The sequence below is a fragment of the Roseateles chitinivorans genome (genome assembly GCF_050632145.1).
In the GTDB taxonomy this organism is placed as follows: Bacteria; Pseudomonadota; Gammaproteobacteria; order Burkholderiales; family Burkholderiaceae_C; genus Roseateles; species Roseateles chitinivorans_B.
In genome coordinates, this window is sequence record NZ_CP192577.1 from 3,869,062 (window position 1) to 3,886,154 (window position 17,093).

A 17,093-nucleotide genomic window follows, 5' to 3' on the forward strand; every position below is an offset into this window, starting at 1 on the left:
GTCCTCCTTACTGGCCACCGCTGCGTTCGCCGCCCATCCACCAGGAAGGCGGCACGCCGGAGGCGCCCGTCGCGGGCCCCGAGGCCGCGCCCGATGCCGGCTCCGCCGGTGGCAGCGGCGGCGGCATCGGCCCGATCGTCTTCAGCCCCGCGTCGCCCGCGTATTCGCTGAAGACCCAGTCCGGGCCGAACGGACCTTCTTCCTGGACCAGCCCGCCGTCCTTGGGCGGTTCGATCTCGGAGGGCTTGATGTCCTTCAGCGCGACCTGCATGTACTCGATCCACGCCGGCAGCGCGACGCCGCCGCCGGACTCGCCCGCGCCCAGGCTGCGCGGCTGGTCGTAGCCGATCCACACCACCGTCGCCACGCGCCGCTGGAAGCCAGCGAACCAGGCGTCCACCGCGTCGTTGGTCGTGCCGGTCTTGCCGTACAGGTCGTAGCGCTTGAGCGATGCGCTGGCCTTGTAGGCCGTGCCGCGGATCGCCACCTCGCGCAGCAGCGAACCGGTGATGAACGCATTGCGCTCGCTGATCGCGCGGCGGTCGTCGGTGAGCTTCTCCGGCTCCGCCTGGAACAGCACCTGGTTCTGCGAGTCCACGATCTTGGTCACCAGCAGCGGCTTGAGCAGGTAGCCGCCGTTGGCGAAGACCGAATACGCGCTCGCCATCTGCAGCGGCGTCACCGAGCCCGATCCGAGCGCCAGCGTCAGGTTCTCCGGCTGCTTGTCGACGTCGATGCCGAACTTGCCGGCCCAGGTGCGGCCGCGCGCCGGCGTGAGCTGCTCCAGCACCCGGATCGTGACCATGTTCTTGGACTTGGCCAGCGCCTGGCGCAGCGTCATCGGACCGTCGAAGTTGCCGTCGGAGTTGCGCGGATTCCAGTCGCCGACCGAGATCGGCGCGTCGTCGACCAGCGTCGCCGGTCCCGCGCCGAGTTCCATCGCGCCCGAGTAGATGAAGGGCTTGAAGCTGGAGCCCGGCTGCCGCCACGCCTGCGTCGCGTGGTTGAACTGGTTGCGGTTGAAGTCGAAACCGCCCACCAGCGCCAGGATCTTGCCGGTGTCGGGCTCGACCGACACCAGCGCGCCTTCGGCCTCCGGCGACTGCGTCACCGCCCACGCCCCCTTGGGGAACGCCTTGGTCGGCGCGCCGCGCAGCACGCGGATGATGGCGCCGCGCTGGATGCGCAGGTCGGCCTTGGCCTTGGGCGACAGCGCCGATTGCACCGAGCGCAGGCCTTCGCCCGTGATCTCGATGTCGTCGCCGTCGGACAGGCTCGCCTGGATCTTGTTGTTCGCGACCTGCGTGACCACCGCCGTGCGCAGGTCGTCGTTGTCCGGGTGCTCGTTGAACACCTGCGCGATCGCGGCGTCCTGTTCCTGGGCGTCCATGCCGTCGGGCAGGTCCACGTCGCCTTCCGGACCGCGCCAGGCCTTGCGGCGCTCGTAGTCCATCAACGTGCGGCGCAGCGCCTTGTACGCCGCGACCTGGTCGTCCATGCGCAGCGTCGTCGTCACGCGCAGGCCGCGGTTGTAGGCGTCCTCGCCGTACTGGGCGTGCACCACCTGGCGCACCATCTCGGTCGCGTACTGGCCGTAGGGCAGGCGCTGCTCCTGTGCGGTGCGCAGCTTCACCGGCTCCTCGCGGGCCTGCTTCGCCTGCTCCGGCGTGATCATGCCGACGTCGACCATGCGCATCAGCACCGTCGCCTGGCGACGCTGCGCCAGCTTCAGGTTGGTGATCGGGTTGGCACGGTACGGACTCTGCGGCAGGCCGGCCAGCATGGCCGTCTCCGCCGTCGTCAGGTCCTTCAAGGACTTGCCGAAGTAGGCCTGCGCCGCCGCCTCGAAGCCGTAGGCCCGCTGACCCAGATAGATCTGGTTCATGTAGACCTCCAGGATCTTGTCCTTGGAGAGCTGGCTCTCGATCTTGAAGGCCAGCAGGATCTCCACGATCTTGCGGGTGTAGAGCTTCTTCTTCGTCAGGTAGAGGTCGCGCGCCAGCTGCTGCGTGATCGTCGACGCGCCCTGGCTGCGCGAGGACGAGAACAGGTTGACCCAGAACGCCCGCATCATCCCGGGCACGTAGACGCCCTGGTGGTCGTAGAAGTTGGTGTCCTCGACCGCCAGCAGGGCCTGCTGCATCTGCTTGGGGATCTTCTCCAGCGGCAGGTAGCTGCGGCGCTCGGTGCCGTATTCGGCCAGGAGCTGGCCGTCCTCCGAGTAGACGCGCAGCGGCTGCTTGGGGTTGTAGTCGGTCAGGCGGTCCAGGTCGGGCAGGCCCGGCCAGATGATCGCCGCCACGCCGCCGAGCAGCAGGACCACCGCCAGCAGGCCTGCCCCCGACCAGACGGCGATGCGTTTCCAGGTGGGCAGTTGGCGCAGCGAGTCCCGGATCGGCGCGGTGCGGCGCCAGAGCGCCAGGAAGAAGCCGGCCAGGGCCTGGGCGACGTTGCGGGCGAATTGAGCAATCTGCTGCATGCGGGGCGCACGAGTTCAGGTCGGCGGATTATCGTCAGACAACCGGGGCTGTCCCGGTCTGGGTGCGCACGGCAACAATCCGTACACACAAGACACACTGCCGACCCACGGTGGAGGGAATCGGCGGGTAGGGCATCAACCGTGCCCGAGGTCCAGCGTCAGGAAGACCAGCGCGTTGAGCGCGAAATGCAGCCCGATGGCGACCTCGATGCGGCGCGACAGCGTGTACGCCAGGCCGTAGCCCAGACCGGCCAGCATGGCGAGGGCCACGTAACCCGTGCCGCCGGCCGCATGGGCCAGGCCGAACAGCACCGCCGCCAGCAGCACCGGCAGCCAGCCGTTCATGGTGCGCAGGTCGGTGCCGAGCCGGCGGGCGAGCAGGCCCTGGATGACGCCGCGGAACGCGACCTCCTCGGCGACGCAGGTCAGGAAGAGATTGGCCGCCAGATACAGGCCGGCGTTGTCCGGCCAGCGCAGCGTCGGCCGGCCGATGCCGCCGACCGCGGCCAGCAGCCAGGGCAGGGCGAGCGTCGCGGCGACCGTCACGGCGAGGGCGGGCCAGAGGGCGAAGCCCGGCAGGCCGGGCGAGGGCGACGGGGAAGGGCCTTCCGACCGTCTGCGCTGCTGCGACGCCAGCACCGCCAGCATCAGCATGCCGGCGACGCCCTTGTCGAAGTTCAGGTATTTGAGCGTCGGCGCGCGGGCGTCGGAGGTCGTGGCCAGGTAGGTCGGATTCAGGAACCCTGGCAGCAGGTGCAGCGCCAGCGCGAAGCCGATCACCAGCATCAGCAGCATCAGGACCGACTCGCGGCGCGGGCGGTGGCGGGCCTCGATCGCCATCCAGGCCAGGGCGGCCATCGCGGCCACGGGCACCATCGCGGCGATCGTGAGCTGCCCGTGCACCAGCCCGGCCGTCACCGCCATGATGAGCAGGGAGAGCCAGGGCCAGGGGGCGCGGACCGGCAGCAGCGTCGCGGCGATCGACAGGCACAGGAGCAGGTGGCTGAGCGGCATCGGAGTCAAGGGGGCTGGGTCGGGGTGTCGGGGTGTCGGAGGGGCAATCGCGCCGCAGTATCCGCGAAGCGGCGCCCGCGTCCGAAGCCCGGGGCCGCCGCCCAGTGTCGCTGCCCAGTGTCGCTGCCCAGTGTCGCTGCCCGGTGTCGCCGCGCCGCTGAGGTATCGTCCCGCCCCATGCACGAGATGACCTTCTACTGGCACGACTACGAGACCTTCGGACGCGTGCCGCGCCGCGACCGGCCGGCGCAGTTCGCCGGCATCCGCACCGATGCGGACCTGAACGAGATCGGCGATCCGCTGATGGTGTATTGCCAGCCGCCCACCGATTCCCTGCCTGATCCGGAATCCTGCCTGCTGACCGGCATCCTGCCGCAGACCTGCGCCGAGCAGGGCCTGGCCGAGCACCGCTTCGCCGCCGACATCCACGCCGAGCTGTCGCGCCCCGGCACCGTGGGCCTGGGCTACAACACGATCCGCTTCGACGACGAGGTGACGCGGTTCCTGTTCTGGCGCAACCTGATCGACCCTTATGGCCGCGAATGGCAGAACGACTGCGGCCGCTGGGACCTGCTGGACGTGGTGCGCTGCGCCTACGCGCTGCGTCCGGAGGGCATCGAGTGGCCGAAGCACGAGGACGGTCGTCCGTCCTTCAAGCTGGAGCACCTGACCGCCGCCAACGGCCTGGCCCACGAGGCGGCGCACGATGCCTTGTCGGACGTGCGCGCGACGATCGCGCTGGCCCGGCTGATCAAGGACAGGCAGCCGCGGCTGTGGGACTTCTGCCTGAAGCTGCGCCGCAAGGATGCGGTCTGGGCCGAGATCGGCATGAACCGGCCCTTCCTCCATGTCTCGGGCATGTACGGCACGGACCGCGGCTGCATCGCGCTGGTCTGGCCGCTGGCGCCGCATCCGACCAACAAGAACGAGCTGATCGTCTGGGACCTGGGCAGCGATCCGGCCGAGCTGCTGGCGCTGGACGCCGAGACGATCCGGCTGCGGATGTACACGAAGCAGGAACTGCTGCCCGAGGGCGTGACGCGGCTGCCGATCAAGACCATCCACGTCAACAAGTCGCCGATCGTGATCTCGTCGATGAAGATCCTCTCGCCCGAGATGGCGGCGCGTTGGGGCCTGGACCTCGCGCAGGGGCAGGCGCACGCGCAGACGCTGGCGGCGCGCGGCGGGGAACTGTCGCGGCTGTGGCCGCAGGTGTTCCAGCGGCCGGCGGGCGAGGGCGGCGTCGATGTCGACGAGGACCTGTACGGCGGCTTCGTCTCGAACGACGACCGCCGCGCGCTGGAGCGCATGCGCGGGCTGTCGCCCGAGGCGCTGGCCGACCGGGTCGCGCAGGGCAAGGTCGCCTTCGAGGACGCCCGGCTGGAGGAGATCCTGTTCCGCTACCGCGCGCGCAACTTCCCGGACAGCCTGACGGCCGACGAGCAGGCCCGCTGGGAGCACCACCGGGCCACCCGGCTGCACCGGGGCGAGGGCGGGGCGCAGACGCTGGACGCCTTCTTCGAGCGCATCGACACGCTGGCCCAGACGGCCGAGGAGTCGGAAGACGAGCGCGCCGGGGACATCCTCTCGGCGCTGTACGACTGGGCGGAGCAGATCGCGCCACCGCCCCCTGAAAGCGTGTCCAGCGGCGGACGAGGCCCTGGAACCGGGTCCTTTCCGGGCTTTCCAGGATCGGGCAAAACGGGTACACCTTCGGCATACGCCAGGAGACGACATGCAATCCCAACACGACGCCGCCGACCCGACCGCCGCCCGCATGCGGGCGCTGCTGGTGCGGGCGCCGCTGGCCGTGGCCTTCGTGGCCGCCGGCCGGTTCGAGGTGGTCAGCGAGCACTTCAACCACCTGTTCGGCCACGGCGACGAGACCGACCTGACCGGCACCGACCAGCGGGCCTCGGTCGTGTCGGACTCGGCCCACCAGGCGCTGCAGGCCCGGATGGGCTCCGCCTTCGGCGCGGGACGGCCGCTGGACGAGGAGGTGGAGTTCGTCCGCCGCGACGGCTCGCGCTTCTGGGGCCGGCTGCAGGCGACGCCGGTGCATTGGGAACAGCCGGCCGGCGAGGCGATGTGGATCCTCGAGGACGTCACCGCCGCCCGCCAGCAACGGCTGCAGCCGACCTGGTCGGCCAAGCACGACGACATCACCGAACTCGCCAACCGCCGCGAGATCGAACGCCGCCTGGCCGAGCACGTCGGCAGCCGCCGGCATGAGCCGGTGTCGGTGCTGTTCGTCGACATCGACAAGTTCAGCGAGATCCAGCAGGGCATGGGGGCGGAGGTCGCCGACCACTTCCTGTACGGGCTCGGCCAGATGCTGATCACCAAGGTGCGGGCGTCCGACACCGTGGCGCGGCTGGAGGACGACCACTTCGTCGTGCTGCTGCCGGACTGCGACCAGCATTACGCGCAGATCGTCGCGGAGAAGATCCGCTCCTCCATCGCCGGCTACCGGCTGCGCTGGGGCCTGCACCGGGCGCGCGTCAAGGCCAGCCTGGGGGTGGTGCAGCTGCAGACCTCGCTGGATACCGTGGATGCGGTGCTCGGCGCGGGGCAGTTGGCCTGCACGGAAGCCAAGGCCGCCGGCGGGGACTCGGTCCGCGTGTTCATCTCGAGCGGGAGCTACGAGGAGTTGGCCGGGGCGTGAGGCCCCCGACTTCGCAGCGCCAGGCGCGGCCCATCACAGGGCATGAGGGCTCCCTCCAGGACCCTCAAGCCCTGTTCCGGGCCCATCAGCACCGATGCCCTCGTGAGAGGGCTGGTGGTGATCGTGAGAGCGGGCGGGCTCAGTACTCGAACGACACGTTCATGCTGACCGTGCGCGGCGTGCCGAGCACCAGGTAGCCGCTGTTCGGGAAACCGCCCGAGGACGCCCAGTAGTTGCGGTCCGCGACGTTGTCGACACGGGCCCGCAGCGTGACCAGGTGACCCCGGAAGTCCAGCGCGTAACGCGCGCCGAGGTCCACGCGGCCCCAGCCCGGGACGCTCAGCGTGTTGGTCGCATTGGCGTAGACGCTGCCCGTGGCAATCACGCGCGCATCCAGCGACAGCCCCTGCACACCCGGCACGTTCCATTCGGTGCCCAGGTTCAGCATCGTGCGCGGCACGCCGATGACGCGCTGGCCTTCCGTCGCGGCGACGCCGGTGCGCTTCTGCTCGGCGTCCAGCCAGGTCAGGCCGCCCAGCAGCTTCAGGCCGGCCATCGGCTCGCCGAAGGCGGTCAGCTCGATGCCCTGGTGACGGTCTTCGCCCTGCGCTTCGAACCCCAGCGTGCTCGTCACGACGCCGCGCGGCTTGGCCGTCGAGAAGAACGCGAGCCCGCCGCCCACGCGTCCGGCATCGACCTTCAGGCCGACTTCCTTCTGCTTGGACAGGTAGGGATCCAGCACCTTGCCGATCGCGGCGGTCGCGGTCGACGGCGCGGAGTCGCCCTGCGTCAGGCCCTCGATGTAGTTGCCGTAGACCGAGAGCCACTTGCTGAACTTGAACACGACGCCGCCCATCGGGCTGGTCTTGCTGCGGTCGTACGGCGCGCCCGGCGCGCCGGTGTTGTAGGCGTAGGTCCGCAGGTCCAGCGACTGGTGCCGCGCGCCCAGCGTCACGCGCAGCGCGTCGTCCAGCAGGACCAGCGTGTCGGCGACGGCGACGCTGCGCAGTCGCGTCATGCCGGTGGTGGCGGGATCCTCCAGCCTGTTGCTGATCGAGATCAGCGCGGGCAGCGGCGCCGAGCCCTCGCCATAGAGGTTGGTCGGAATCAGGCGCGGCGTGGCGGCTGTCGTGGAGACGCCGAAGGCGGCGCGCTTGTCCAGCCGGAAGACGTTCGCCGACGCGACGAGCTCATGCTTGACCGGGCCGGTGACCAGCAGGCCGCGCAGGCCGACTTCGCTGGTGCGCACGCGGTCTTCGCGGGTGTTGTCGAAACGCGAGGTCGTGCCGGCGCCGGTCGCGGCGTTCGTCAGCGAGAGGTTGGCCAGCGAGTTGGCCTCGTCGCTGCTGCGCGCGCCGGCGGCGAACCAGGCGGTCCAGCCCGTGCCGAGCCAGCGGTCCAGGTCGACCTCGCCGCGCAGCGTGCCGAACAGGTCGCGCTCGTTGGAGTAGGTCCAGGGCTGGGCCCAGTTGGCCTCGCTGTCCGGCGCGGCCGGCACCGCGGTGACCGCCGCGCCCAGCGTGACATTGGTGCGGGTGCGCTTGAGCTTGTGGTCCTGGTAGCCGATGTCGGCGGACAGCCGCACGTCGCGGGCGCGCCAGTCCAGGCCGACCGAGGCCATGCCGAGGTTGACGCTTTCCTTGTCCACGCTGGTGTCGCCGGCGCGCGAGGCCAGGTTGACGCGCACGCCGGTGGCGTTGTCCGGTCCGAAGCGCCGGGCGACGTCGACGGCCAGGATGGTCTGCCCGCCGCTGGCGGTGCCGATCGTCATCTGCGTCAGCGGCTGGCTGGGCGCGCGCTTGGGCAGCAGGTTGATCGAGCCGCCGATGGCGTCGCTGTTGGGCGTGGAGCCGTTGAGGAAGGCCGAGGCGCCGCGCAGCACCTCGACGCGCTCGAAGAGTTCGGCCGAGATGTACTGGCGCGGCAGCAGGCCGTACAGGCCGTTGTAGGCGACGCTGTCGGAATTCAGGATGAAGCCGCGGATGAAGTAGCTCTCCTGGAAGTTGCCGAAGCCGCGGGCGAGGCGCACGCCGGGATCGTTCAGGAGCACGTCGCCGACGCTGTGCGCCTGCGTGTTCTGGATCAGCTCGTTGGTGTAGGCCGTCGTGCTGAACGGCGTGCTCATGATGTCCTGGTTGCCGAGCAGGCCGACCCGGCCGCCGCGCGCCACCTGGCCGCCGGCGTAGGACTTGACCAGGCCGCCGCGCGAGGCGTCCGCGCTGGCTTCGACGACGACCTTCTGCAGTTGCGTCGTCGCGGCCGAGGAGGCCGCCGAGGCGGGCGCCTCAGGGGCCTGTGTCGCCGATGGGGTCGACTGGGCGAAGGCGCCGCCATGCAGCGCGGCGGTCAGTGCGAGCGCCAGGGGCGCGAGGACGGGGCAGAAGGCGGCGGACGACATGACGATGAGAAGAGTTTGCAGATAAGAATGTTTCGCATTATCCGGAGGTGGTGTGTCTGTCCGCTGCGGTCGTCACGTACGGCGCGGCAAACACCCCTTCCGAGGTAGGCCGACGGGGCGTTTGGCGGCCGGATTGCCCCGTGCTGGGGCGCCCGGCGTGGTTTTCAGGGAAAACCCGGACGACATCGATCCAGAAAAAAGCGCCCGGAACCCATTTCTTTTCTAAAGATCGCCTGGAAAGTGCCGATGACGGCGGGATACCTGGTCGCTTGAGGCCGGGGCCCTGGGAAAAAAGCCATGTCCAACGTCAGCCTGTCGACCGCCTTGTCCGGCCTCTCCGCCGCCAACGAGCGCCTGCGCGCCTCGGCGAACAACGTCGCGAATGCCGCCACGCCGGGTTACCGCCGGGAGCGGATCGAGGCCCAGACCGCCCAGGACGGCAACGGCGTGACGACCAAGGTCGAGAAGCTGCCGGAACCGGGCGCCGACCTGGCGGCCGACATCGTCGAGCAGAAGTCCGCAACGTACGCGTTCGTCGGCAACCTGCGCGTGCTGCAGACGCAGATCCGCGCCGAGGGCGCGCTGCTCGACATCCACGTCTGATCCGTCGCTCCCAATGACAAGCGGCCGCTTCGAGCGGCCGTTGTCGTTTCTGGAGACCGGGCCCCGTTCAGGGCTTCAGTTCGAACAGCGACGAGCCGTCGCCGTTGTCCTTGACCCGGGTCACCTGGGGCGTGTCCTTCAGATGCGCCGCCGCGCCGTTGCCGGACACGAACTGCATCGCGATGCCCGGCACGGGCCGGATGCGCCAGGAGGAGGCCGCGACCGCCGCGCTCAGCGACGGCTGCGCCGCCAGGAAGTGCGCCAGCGCTTCGCGCGTCTCGTCCGGGGCGTCGACGACGACCTTGTCCGCCGCCAGCGCCGGGAAGTGGCCGCCGCCGTAGGCGCGGTAGTTGTTCGTGACGACGAGGAAGTCCGCGCGCTCGTCCAGCGGCTGGCCGCGCCAGCTCAGGTTCACGACACGCCGACCGTCGCCGACGCGCTGGCCGTCCTTGTCGAAGCGGGCCGGCTGCGTCAGGTCGAGCTCGTAGCGCAGGGCGCCGTCCTGGCCCAGCATCATGTCGAAGTTGAAGCTCGGATAGCTCGTGTCCACGACGTCCTGACGCGCGGGCCCCTGCGGGTCGATGCGGCGGAACTGTCCGGCGGACATCTCCAGCCAGTCGCGCACCTGGGCCCCACTGAGCTTCACGACCTTGATCGTGTTCGGGTACACGTAGAGATCGGCGACATGCTTGATCGCCACGGGTCCGGCGGGGATGTCCGTGTATTGCGTCCAGCCCTGGCGGCCGCCCGACTTGAACGGCGCGGCGGCGCTGAGCATCGGCAGCTTCTCCAGCGCCGTGCCCTGGACCGCCTTCAGCGCGTAGGCCAGCTGCGCCTGCGCGACCAGCCGCACGGCGGTGCCGTCGAGCACCTGCGAGAAGTAGCTCTGGATCGGCTGGTCCGCCACCGCGACCTGGCTGCGGACATGGTCCAGCGTCGCCTGATGCTCGTCGGCGATGACGGCGGCGGGCATCGGGTCGGCATCGACCAGGGGCTTGCGCGCGGTCCGGTCGAAGATCGGACGCAGGCTGGACTGGCTGTCCGCCACGTGCCAGGTCTTGCCGGTCTGCTTCAACGTGAGGTCGACGATGCCGAGGTGATCGCCCCAGCGCCCCGGCATCACGGCCGGCGTGCCATATAGCCGGCCCTTCGCGAGGTCCACCCCGGGTAGCCGGCGAAGCCGGGGCCGGGGAACTCGGTATGCGCATGGCCGAGCAGCAGCGCGTCCACGCCCTTCACGCGGGCGAGCTGGGCGGCCATGTTCTCGGACAGCTTGGGCAGCTCGGTCTTGTCGATGCCGGTGTGCGCGATGACGACGACCAGATCGGCGCCGCGCCTGCGCAGGTCGGCGACCTGCTCGGCGGCGGCGTCGACCATGTCGCGCACCTTCACCTTGCCGGCCAGGTTCTGGCGGTCCCACTCCAGGATCTGCGGCGGCGTGACGCCGACGACGCCGATCTTCAACGCGTGGTCCTTGCCGGTCTCGTCACGCATCGTGCGATCGAGCATCACGCTGGGCGTGAACGCATGACGGCGGCCGTCCGCCTCCATCACGTTGGCATTGAGGTACGGGAAGTTGGCGCCGGCAATCGCCTGGCGCAGGAAGGGCAGGCCGTAGTTGAACTCGTGGTTGCCGAGGTTGGCGGCGTCCACGTCCAGCAGGTTCAGGATCTTGTAGGCGGGGTGGACGTCCCCGGCCTTCAGCGGCTTCACGCGCGCGACGACATCGCCCAGCGGATTGCCCTGCAGCAGGTCGCCGTTGTCGAACAGCAGGCTGTTGGGCGCCTCGGCGCGGGCGCGGTGGATCAGCGTGATCGTCTTGGCCAGGCCGAACTCCTGGGTCGGGCGGTCCTGGTAGTAGTCGTAGTTCAGCAGGTTCATGTGGATGTCGCTGGTCTCCAGCACGCGGAGCTTGAGCTCCGCGGCGGACAGCGGCATCGACAGGAGGGACAGGCCCGCGAACAGGCCTGCCACGCCGACCTGGCCGGCGAGGGCGGCCAGCCCCTGCGCCTGCCCGTGCAGGCCGCGCTTCGACGTCGTGCGCATCGGGATCAAGCCCAGTCGGTGCCTGCGACCAGCGCGGCGATCGCGCGCTGGAAGCCGTCGGCGTCGATCGCGTCGAAGCGGGCGGGCTCGGGGCTGTCGAGGTCGAAGACCCCGCGCAGCCGGCCGCCGGCGACGATGGGCAGCACCAGCTCCGAGCGCGAGGCCGCGTCGCAGGCGATATGACCGGGGAAGGCGTGCACGTCCTCCACCAGCTGGACTTCCTGTGTCCGCGCGCAGGCGCCGCAGACGCCGCGGCTGAAGGCGATGCGCACGCAGGCGACCTTGCCCTGGAACGGGCCCAGGACGAGTTCCTGGTCGTCCTTCGGATTCACGAGGTAGAAGCCGGCCCAGTTCAGCGTCGGGACGGCGTTGAAGACCAGCGCCGAGAACTGCGCCAGGTTGGCGATCCGGTCGCGCTCCCCATGCAGCAGGGCCTGGGTCTGGGCGACCAGCATGTCGTACGAGGCGCGCTTGGCCTCGGCGCTGGACATGTCCAGCAGCGGAGTGGGTTCGAAGCTCATGGGGCGGGATTGTGGCGGAGGTCATGCCGGGCGGTCGTCCGTCACGGCGAGAATGCGCCCCGATCCAAGGGGGATTCGAGGGAGATCGGAACGATGAACGCACGAGGGAAGGCGACGCTGCTGGCCGTCGCGATGGGGGTCACGATGTCGATCGGCGGTCGCGCCCAGGCGGACACGGCCCGGCCTGCCGCGGCGCCCGCGTCGGCCTCGGTGCCGGCACCGGCCTCGCCGCTGCTGGCGCCCGACGAGCAGGTCGGATGGGTGACGCAGGGCGAGTGGTCGCGCCGCTGGTGGGAATGGGCACTGTCCTTCGAGGACTACCAGAGCCCGGTCGCGGACCGCACCGGCGCGCAGTGCGGCAACCGGCAGTCGGGGGACGTGTTCTTCCTCGCGGGCACCTATGGCACGGCCCGGACGGTGCGCACGTGTCGCGTGCCCGCCGACAAGTACCTGTTCTTCCCGCTGATCAACTACGTCTTCACGCCATCGCGCGCCGGCACGCCGACCTGCGCCCAGGTGACCCGCGACGCCGAACGGATCACCGACGGCGCCGAGATGCTGGTGCTGGAAGTGGATGGGGTGCGCCATGCCGATCTGCAGCGCCACCGGCAACGCAGCCCGGAATGCTTCAACGCCTGGGCGCGGCACCCCAGCGGCGCGCGACTCTTTCCGTCGGCGGCCAACGGCTACTACGTGATGCTCAAGCCACTGTCCCGCGGACGGCACACACTCAATTTCGGCGGCGCCTTGCCGGACATGTCGCAGGCGGTCAGCTACACGCTGATCGTCGAGTAGGTGGGGTCCTCGCGTTCGTCCCCGGTCCGCACGCCCAGCGGCAGCACGCACAGCGTGACCCCGTCGAGCGTGAGCACCAGTCCCAGCTGCCCGCCGACCTGAAGGACGCCGGAGGCGGCGATGCCGCCCGACGCGGGCATCGCCGGGAGGTCCGGGGAGGGCGCGACGGGGCGCGCGACAGGGCGCGCGGATCTCGCCGCCGTCGCGCTGATCGGGGGCTGCCTGAGCATGGCCCAGAGCGATCGCGGATCCCGCAGGCGCAGGCTGTCGAGGTACTGGCGGAAGACCAGGTCCTCAGGTGCCTCGGGCGCCATGGCGACGCTGCCGTCTTCCCGCCGCCGCCGCGTTCCGCCTGCGTCGACGACTGCCTGGCGCAGTCGGGCGAGCGCGCGGCGCAAGCGTTGGCGGCTGGCGGTCTCGGATTGGCCGTTCGCGTGGGCGATCTCCGCGTGCTCGACCTCGAAGACCTCGTGCAGGAGGAGGGCGGCGCCGTCCATCGGTGTCAGGTGCGAGGCCATCAGGCGCAGTGCCTGCGCGACTTCTTCCGCCAGCGTCGCCACCCGTTCGGCCGACGGCGCCAGGGAGGCCGTCGGCCCCGACGCCTCGCCGTGCATCGCGTCCAGCCAATGGCGCATCCAGTCGCGCCGCCGCAGGCGATCGACCGCCAGGTGGCGCACGACGGTGAGCAGCCAGGCCTGGGCGGCGTTCAGCCCCGTCGGTGCCGTCTCCAGCGCGCGGACGTAGGCGTCCTGCACCGCGTCTTCGGCCTCGGCCGGACCCAGCAGCCGGGTGGCCGCGCGGACCAGGCGCCGGTGGTCGGCATCCATGAGGGGTGGGCGCTGTCGTCGTGCATGGGGCGAGCTTGCCACAGGCGACCGCTGTCACGCGGGAGGTGTCTCGTTCGTCAAGGCATCAGTCCAACCACGAGGAACCGCCCCATGGAGCATCCGACCCCCGCCGCGCCGTCCAGCGTCACCGAGCCGCGCACCTCCTACCTGGAGGAGAAGGCCTTCAAGGCCCGCACGCAGCTGATCTTCGGCACCGTCACCGACGTCCTGGCCGCCGACGTGACCCGCCGCCTCATCGCCCTGGATGCGGAGAGCCCCGATCCGATCGACGTGCTGGTGAGTTCGCCGGGCGGGCACCTCGAGTCCGGCGATGCGATCCACGACATCGTGCGTTTCATCGCTGCGCCGGTGAACATGATCGGCACCGGCTGGGTCGGCAGCGCCGCCACCCACCTGTACCTGTCGGTGCCGCGCGAGCGACGCTACTGCCTGCCCAACACCCGTTTCCTGATCCACCAGCCCAGCGGCGGCGCCGGCGGTCCGGCGAGCGACATCGCGATCCAGGCCCGCGAGATCATCAAGGCCCGGGAACGCATCGCCCGGACCATCGCGCGCGAAACGGGCAAGTCGCTGGAGGTCGTCCTCGAGGACATCGGCCGCGACCGCTGGCTCTCCGCCGAGGAGGCCGTCGGGTACGGCCTGGTGTCCCGGATCATCGAGCGCAAGACCGAGCTCCGGGGCGGTTGAGGGCCGCGGAGACGGCTCGCCCGGCTCCACCGGGCTCAGCGAGCCGGGTCGCGACGCTCAGCCCCACAGCGCCGGCTTGTTCACCATCAGGTAGAAGACGACGAGCACCGCGAGGAAGGCCGGATAACCCAGGCCTTCCCACCAGCGGGCGTAGCGCCAGTAGAGCGCCGGCAGCGGCTGGCCGCTGGCGAGCGCCGCGTCGGCCATCTGCGACAGGCGGATCTGCAGCCACACCACTGGCAGCCAGCAGGCGCCCGCGACGACGTACAGCGCGATCGAGAGCGCCAGCCACGGCGTGTCCAGCGCCCAGCCGGCCGTCATGGCCAGCCACACGCCGGTGAGCGGCTGCACGATCACCGCGGGCGTGGTGAACCAGAGGTCCGCGCGCTTGACCAGCCGCGCCACCACGGCCTGCGCCGCCAGGGAGCCGCTCCGGTTGGCGAAGAACAGGTAGAAGGCCGAGCCGAAGCCGGTGCCCGCCAGCAGCACGCTCGACACGATGTGCAGCCACTTGATCACGAGGTAGGTGTTCATCTTTTTCCTCCTGGAATTCTTCTTCGGGTGTCTTGTCGCCGGCGTCCGCGACGGTGCCGGCAGCGGTGTCAGGCCGGCGCGTCCTCGTCGAGGATCAGCAGCAGGATCGCCACCGGCAGGTTCTTGGTCAGGCAGCCCAGCGGGTCCAGCCACAGCGAGGGCAGGATCACGGTCGCCACCGCCGTCATCAGCAGCATCATCCCGCCCGCCAGGCGGTACACCCAGCGGCGATGCCAGCGCCACATCGCCAGCCCGATCAGCAGGTCGACCAGCGCGCCCGCGACGATGACCGGCGCGATCCAGGCGTCGGGGGTCTGCGCGGCGACCATCAGGTCGCGGCTGCGGCCGTCGAGCTCGATCAGGCTGGCCGCGCCGGTGGCCAGCCACAGCGCGATCAGCCCGCCACGCGCGACGATGCGCGTGCGACGGTGCCGGAAGTTCACACGTCCGATGCCCATGCGGCCTCCACGAACTGTTCGACGGGGACCGACGGCCGGCCGAGCAGGCGCTCGAACGCGGCGGCGTCGCCGATGTTGTCCTGTTCCAGCAGGGCCAGGCTCTCGCTGCTCCAGGGCTGGCCGCTGACGAGGTCGCCCAGGCGGGCGCTCCAGCGGCTGGGCGCGTCCGGCAGCGGGACCACGCGGGCCGGCGCCTGCCCGCGCTGGCGTCGGAGCTCGCCGATGAAGGCGCACAGGCTCAAGGCCCGCGGGCCGACGGCCGTCACGATCTCGGGGCCGCCGTCCTGCAACAGGCGGAGCACGGCCAGCGCCACGTCCGGCACGGCCACCGGCTGCACCTGGGCCTGGACCGCCGCGCGCGGCAGGACCAGCAGCGGCAGCCGGGCCAGGGTCATGAACAGCGCGGCGCTCGCGCCGCCGCGGCCGAAGACGATGCTCGGTCGCAGCACGGTGCCGTCGAGCCGGCCTTCCGCGCGCAGGCGCAGCAGCACCTCGTCCGCGGCGCGCTTGGTCGTCGCGTAGCGGGTGGGGCTGTGCGCCACGCCGTTCGCGGAGATCTGGATCACCCGCGCCACGCCTGCGCGGGCACAGGCCTCGAACAGCGCGGCCGGGGCCTGGTGGTGGACCGGTTCGAGCTGGCGGCGCGCGGTGTCGCGCAGCAGGCCGACCGCGTTGACGACGGCGTCGAAGCCGGTGACCCGCGGCAACCAGACGTCGGGTGACAGGTCTTGCTGGAAGTCCTGGCTGCGGGAGGTCCCCGCGGTCACGGCCAGGCCGGCTTCGCGCAACGACCGCACGATGCGACGGCCGACGAAGCCGCTGGCGCCGCACACCAGCACGGACCGGATGGCGGGCGTGCTCATGACGCTTCTCCGCTGCCGTCGCGCCGCACGTGATGCGGATGCGGGTGGGGCGGATGCGGGTGGGGATGGCATTCGCAGGCGTCGTCGCGGCACGCGGACCGTCCGGCGCGACGCTCGGCCGCGCGGCGCAGGCCGGTCTCGAAGACCAGCCGCACGATCGGGCGCGGGATGCGGTAGCGATGGCGGGCGACGGCCGGGTAGGCGCGGTCGCACAGGGTCCGCAACCCCGGCAGATCCATGAGCCGCGCGACCCAGCCGAGGTGGGCGCCGCGGTAGGCCAGCCGGATCGCCTCGGCGCCGATCGCGAGCCGGCCGTCGGCGCGCACGCCGTGCATCAGCGCCATCAGCGCGGGCATCCCGGTGCCCGGCGGGAAGGCCGAGAAGCCCGGCTCGGAGATGTCCACGAAGCGCAGCAGGCCGGCGGTGTTGCGCAGCATCAGGTTGTGCATCTCGCCGCTGCAGACCGGGCAGGCGCCGTCGAAGTAGAGGGTCAGCGGATACACCGCCGGATCGGGGGAGGCAGGGGTGGGGATGGCTCGCATGGCGTCCTCCTGTTTGTGATGTGTTTGATATTTCAGTAGAGACAGAAATTCAAGCTCAAAAAAGGGCCGGATCAGGTCCCGTCCCCGCGCACGAAGCGCTGCACGCTGGCGCCGAGCTTGAGCACCTTCTCCAGCGTCGACGGGGAGAGCCGCATCATCTCCTCGGACCAGGCGCCCAGCGTCTGCATCAGGCGCAGGCACTCGCGCACGCGGTCCTGCGCGTCGGGAGATTCGTCCTGGAAGCCCTTGTCCTCGACCAGCTCCGAGAGCATGCGCACGGTCGGATCGAACTCGCGGTGCTTGCGTTCGCGCACGATGGTGCGGAGCAGTTCCCAGACGTCGGCGGTCGTCTCGAAGTAGTCGCGACGGTCGCCCAGCACGTGGGTCACGCGGATCAGGTTCCAGCTCTGCAGTTCCTTGAGGCTGGTACTGACGTTGGAGCGCGCGACCGAGAGGGTCTCGGCCAGCTCTTCCGCATTCAGCGGGCGGCCGTGGAAGTAGAGCAGCGCGTGGATCTGCGCCACGGTGCGGTTGACGCCCCAGGCGCTGCCCATCTCGCCCCAGTGCAGGACGAAGCGGCGGGCGGTGTCGGTGAGTTCCATGCGAACGACTGTATCTCGACAGAAATTTCTGTCAAGAC

The 17,093-nt window shown here is 70.5% G+C and carries 16 protein-coding genes and 2 pseudogenes; 6 read left to right on the forward strand and 12 right to left on the reverse strand.

The features are described 5' to 3' along the window. Positions 1 to 7 precede the first annotated feature (7 nt). Together ACQ86G_RS17805 and ACQ86G_RS17810 are read right to left on the reverse strand one after the other, a co-directional pair. Entirely contained in the window at positions 8 to 2,479 is a 2,472-nt protein-coding gene (locus ACQ86G_RS17805) for a penicillin-binding protein 1A (RefSeq protein WP_431256575.1), read from the reverse strand. 135 nt (positions 2,480 to 2,614) lie between these two features. Further along, positions 2,615 to 3,493 (reverse strand): lysostaphin resistance A-like protein, encoded by an 879-nt coding sequence (locus ACQ86G_RS17810; RefSeq protein ID WP_431256576.1) that lies wholly within the window; start codon positions 3,491 to 3,493, stop codon positions 2,615 to 2,617. Positions 3,494 to 3,670: 177 nt separating this feature from the next. On the opposite strand from ACQ86G_RS17810, the pseudogene sbcB reads away from it, so the two are divergent. The 3 genes and pseudogenes from sbcB to ACQ86G_RS17825 form a co-directional block, all read left to right on the forward strand. Continuing rightward, positions 3,671 to 5,116: pseudogene (gene sbcB, locus ACQ86G_RS17815) on the forward strand (exodeoxyribonuclease I); the annotation flags it as partial. 154 nt (positions 5,117 to 5,270) lie between these two features. Then, positions 5,271 to 5,558 (forward strand): annotated as a pseudogene (locus ACQ86G_RS17820) (PAS domain S-box protein); the annotation flags it as partial. Positions 5,559 to 5,579: 21 nt separating this feature from the next. Further along, positions 5,580 to 6,158, forward strand: a complete 579-nt coding sequence (locus ACQ86G_RS17825; protein ID WP_431261438.1) for a GGDEF domain-containing protein — start codon at positions 5,580 to 5,582, stop codon at positions 6,156 to 6,158. Between the two features lie 139 nt (positions 6,159 to 6,297). Here ACQ86G_RS17825 and ACQ86G_RS17830 read toward each other — a convergent pair whose 3' ends face one another. Further along, on the reverse strand, positions 6,298 to 8,556 hold the full coding sequence (locus ACQ86G_RS17830; RefSeq protein ID WP_431256577.1) for a TonB-dependent receptor: 2,259 nt from the start codon (positions 8,554 to 8,556) through the stop codon (positions 6,298 to 6,300). Between the two features lie 297 nt (positions 8,557 to 8,853). On the opposite strand from ACQ86G_RS17830, the gene ACQ86G_RS17835 reads away from it, so the two are divergent. Continuing rightward, positions 8,854 to 9,159, forward strand: a complete 306-nt coding sequence (locus ACQ86G_RS17835; protein WP_431256578.1) for a flagellar basal body protein — start codon at positions 8,854 to 8,856, stop codon at positions 9,157 to 9,159. A 67-nt stretch (positions 9,160 to 9,226) separates the two neighbouring features. On the opposite strand, the gene ACQ86G_RS17840 is transcribed toward ACQ86G_RS17835, so the two are convergent. Genes ACQ86G_RS17840 through ACQ86G_RS17850 form a run of 3 tightly spaced genes read right to left on the reverse strand, consistent with a single transcriptional unit; the run spans position 9,227 to position 11,726 of the window. Then, positions 9,227 to 10,321: a 5'-nucleotidase C-terminal domain-containing protein gene (locus ACQ86G_RS17840; RefSeq protein WP_431256579.1), complete on the reverse strand. Its 1,095-nt coding sequence runs from the start codon at positions 10,319 to 10,321 to the stop codon at positions 9,227 to 9,229. After that, positions 10,279 to 11,205: a metallophosphoesterase gene (locus ACQ86G_RS17845; RefSeq protein WP_431256580.1), complete on the reverse strand. Its 927-nt coding sequence runs from the start codon at positions 11,203 to 11,205 to the stop codon at positions 10,279 to 10,281. The genes ACQ86G_RS17840 and ACQ86G_RS17845 overlap by 43 nt, the downstream gene beginning before the upstream one ends. A gap of 5 nt (positions 11,206 to 11,210) precedes the next feature. Then, the gene (locus tag ACQ86G_RS17850) at positions 11,211 to 11,726 is read right to left on the reverse strand and encodes a GAF domain-containing protein (RefSeq protein ID WP_431256581.1); all 516 of its coding nucleotides are present in this window, start codon (positions 11,724 to 11,726) and stop codon (positions 11,211 to 11,213) included. Between the two features lie 93 nt (positions 11,727 to 11,819). Here ACQ86G_RS17850 and ACQ86G_RS17855 point away from each other — a divergent pair, with 93 nt between their 5' ends. Beyond that, a complete protein-coding gene (locus ACQ86G_RS17855; RefSeq protein ID WP_431256582.1) occupies positions 11,820 to 12,521 on the forward strand; it encodes a hypothetical protein in 702 nt (233 codons plus the stop codon). Here the strand turns inward: ACQ86G_RS17855 and ACQ86G_RS17860 are convergent. Then, complete coding sequence (locus ACQ86G_RS17860) at positions 12,500 to 13,348, reverse strand: sigma-70 family RNA polymerase sigma factor (RefSeq protein ID WP_431256583.1); 849 nt, start codon at positions 13,346 to 13,348, stop codon at positions 12,500 to 12,502. The genes ACQ86G_RS17855 and ACQ86G_RS17860 overlap by 22 nt on opposite strands. 111 nt (positions 13,349 to 13,459) lie before the next feature. On the opposite strand from ACQ86G_RS17860, the gene ACQ86G_RS17865 reads away from it, so the two are divergent. Continuing rightward, the gene (locus ACQ86G_RS17865; RefSeq protein ID WP_431256584.1) at positions 13,460 to 14,056 is read left to right on the forward strand and encodes an ATP-dependent Clp protease proteolytic subunit; all 597 of its coding nucleotides are present in this window, start codon (positions 13,460 to 13,462) and stop codon (positions 14,054 to 14,056) included. Positions 14,057 to 14,113: 57 nt separating this feature from the next. Here the strand turns inward: ACQ86G_RS17865 and ACQ86G_RS17870 are convergent, their stop codons facing one another. From ACQ86G_RS17870 to ACQ86G_RS17890, 5 genes are all read right to left on the reverse strand, one after another. After that, positions 14,114 to 14,590 (reverse strand): DUF2269 family protein, encoded by a 477-nt coding sequence (locus ACQ86G_RS17870; RefSeq protein ID WP_431256585.1) that lies wholly within the window; start codon positions 14,588 to 14,590, stop codon positions 14,114 to 14,116. A gap of 68 nt (positions 14,591 to 14,658) precedes the next feature. After that, the gene (locus ACQ86G_RS17875; protein ID WP_431256586.1) at positions 14,659 to 15,048 is read right to left on the reverse strand and encodes a DoxX-like family protein; all 390 of its coding nucleotides are present in this window, start codon (positions 15,046 to 15,048) and stop codon (positions 14,659 to 14,661) included. Continuing rightward, complete coding sequence (locus ACQ86G_RS17880; RefSeq protein ID WP_431256587.1) at positions 15,030 to 15,911, reverse strand: NAD-dependent epimerase/dehydratase family protein; 882 nt, start codon at positions 15,909 to 15,911, stop codon at positions 15,030 to 15,032. Before ACQ86G_RS17880 ends, ACQ86G_RS17875 begins: the two co-directional genes overlap by 19 nt. Next, the gene (locus ACQ86G_RS17885; RefSeq protein WP_431256588.1) at positions 15,908 to 16,453 is read right to left on the reverse strand and encodes a thiol-disulfide oxidoreductase DCC family protein; all 546 of its coding nucleotides are present in this window, start codon (positions 16,451 to 16,453) and stop codon (positions 15,908 to 15,910) included. The genes ACQ86G_RS17880 and ACQ86G_RS17885 overlap by 4 nt, the downstream gene beginning before the upstream one ends. 71 nt (positions 16,454 to 16,524) lie before the next feature. Further along, positions 16,525 to 17,055 carry a GbsR/MarR family transcriptional regulator gene (locus tag ACQ86G_RS17890; RefSeq protein WP_088406575.1) on the reverse strand — a complete coding sequence of 177 codons (531 nt, stop codon included), beginning with the start codon at positions 17,053 to 17,055 and terminating at the stop codon, positions 16,525 to 16,527. Positions 17,056 to 17,093: the final 38 nt, after the last annotated feature.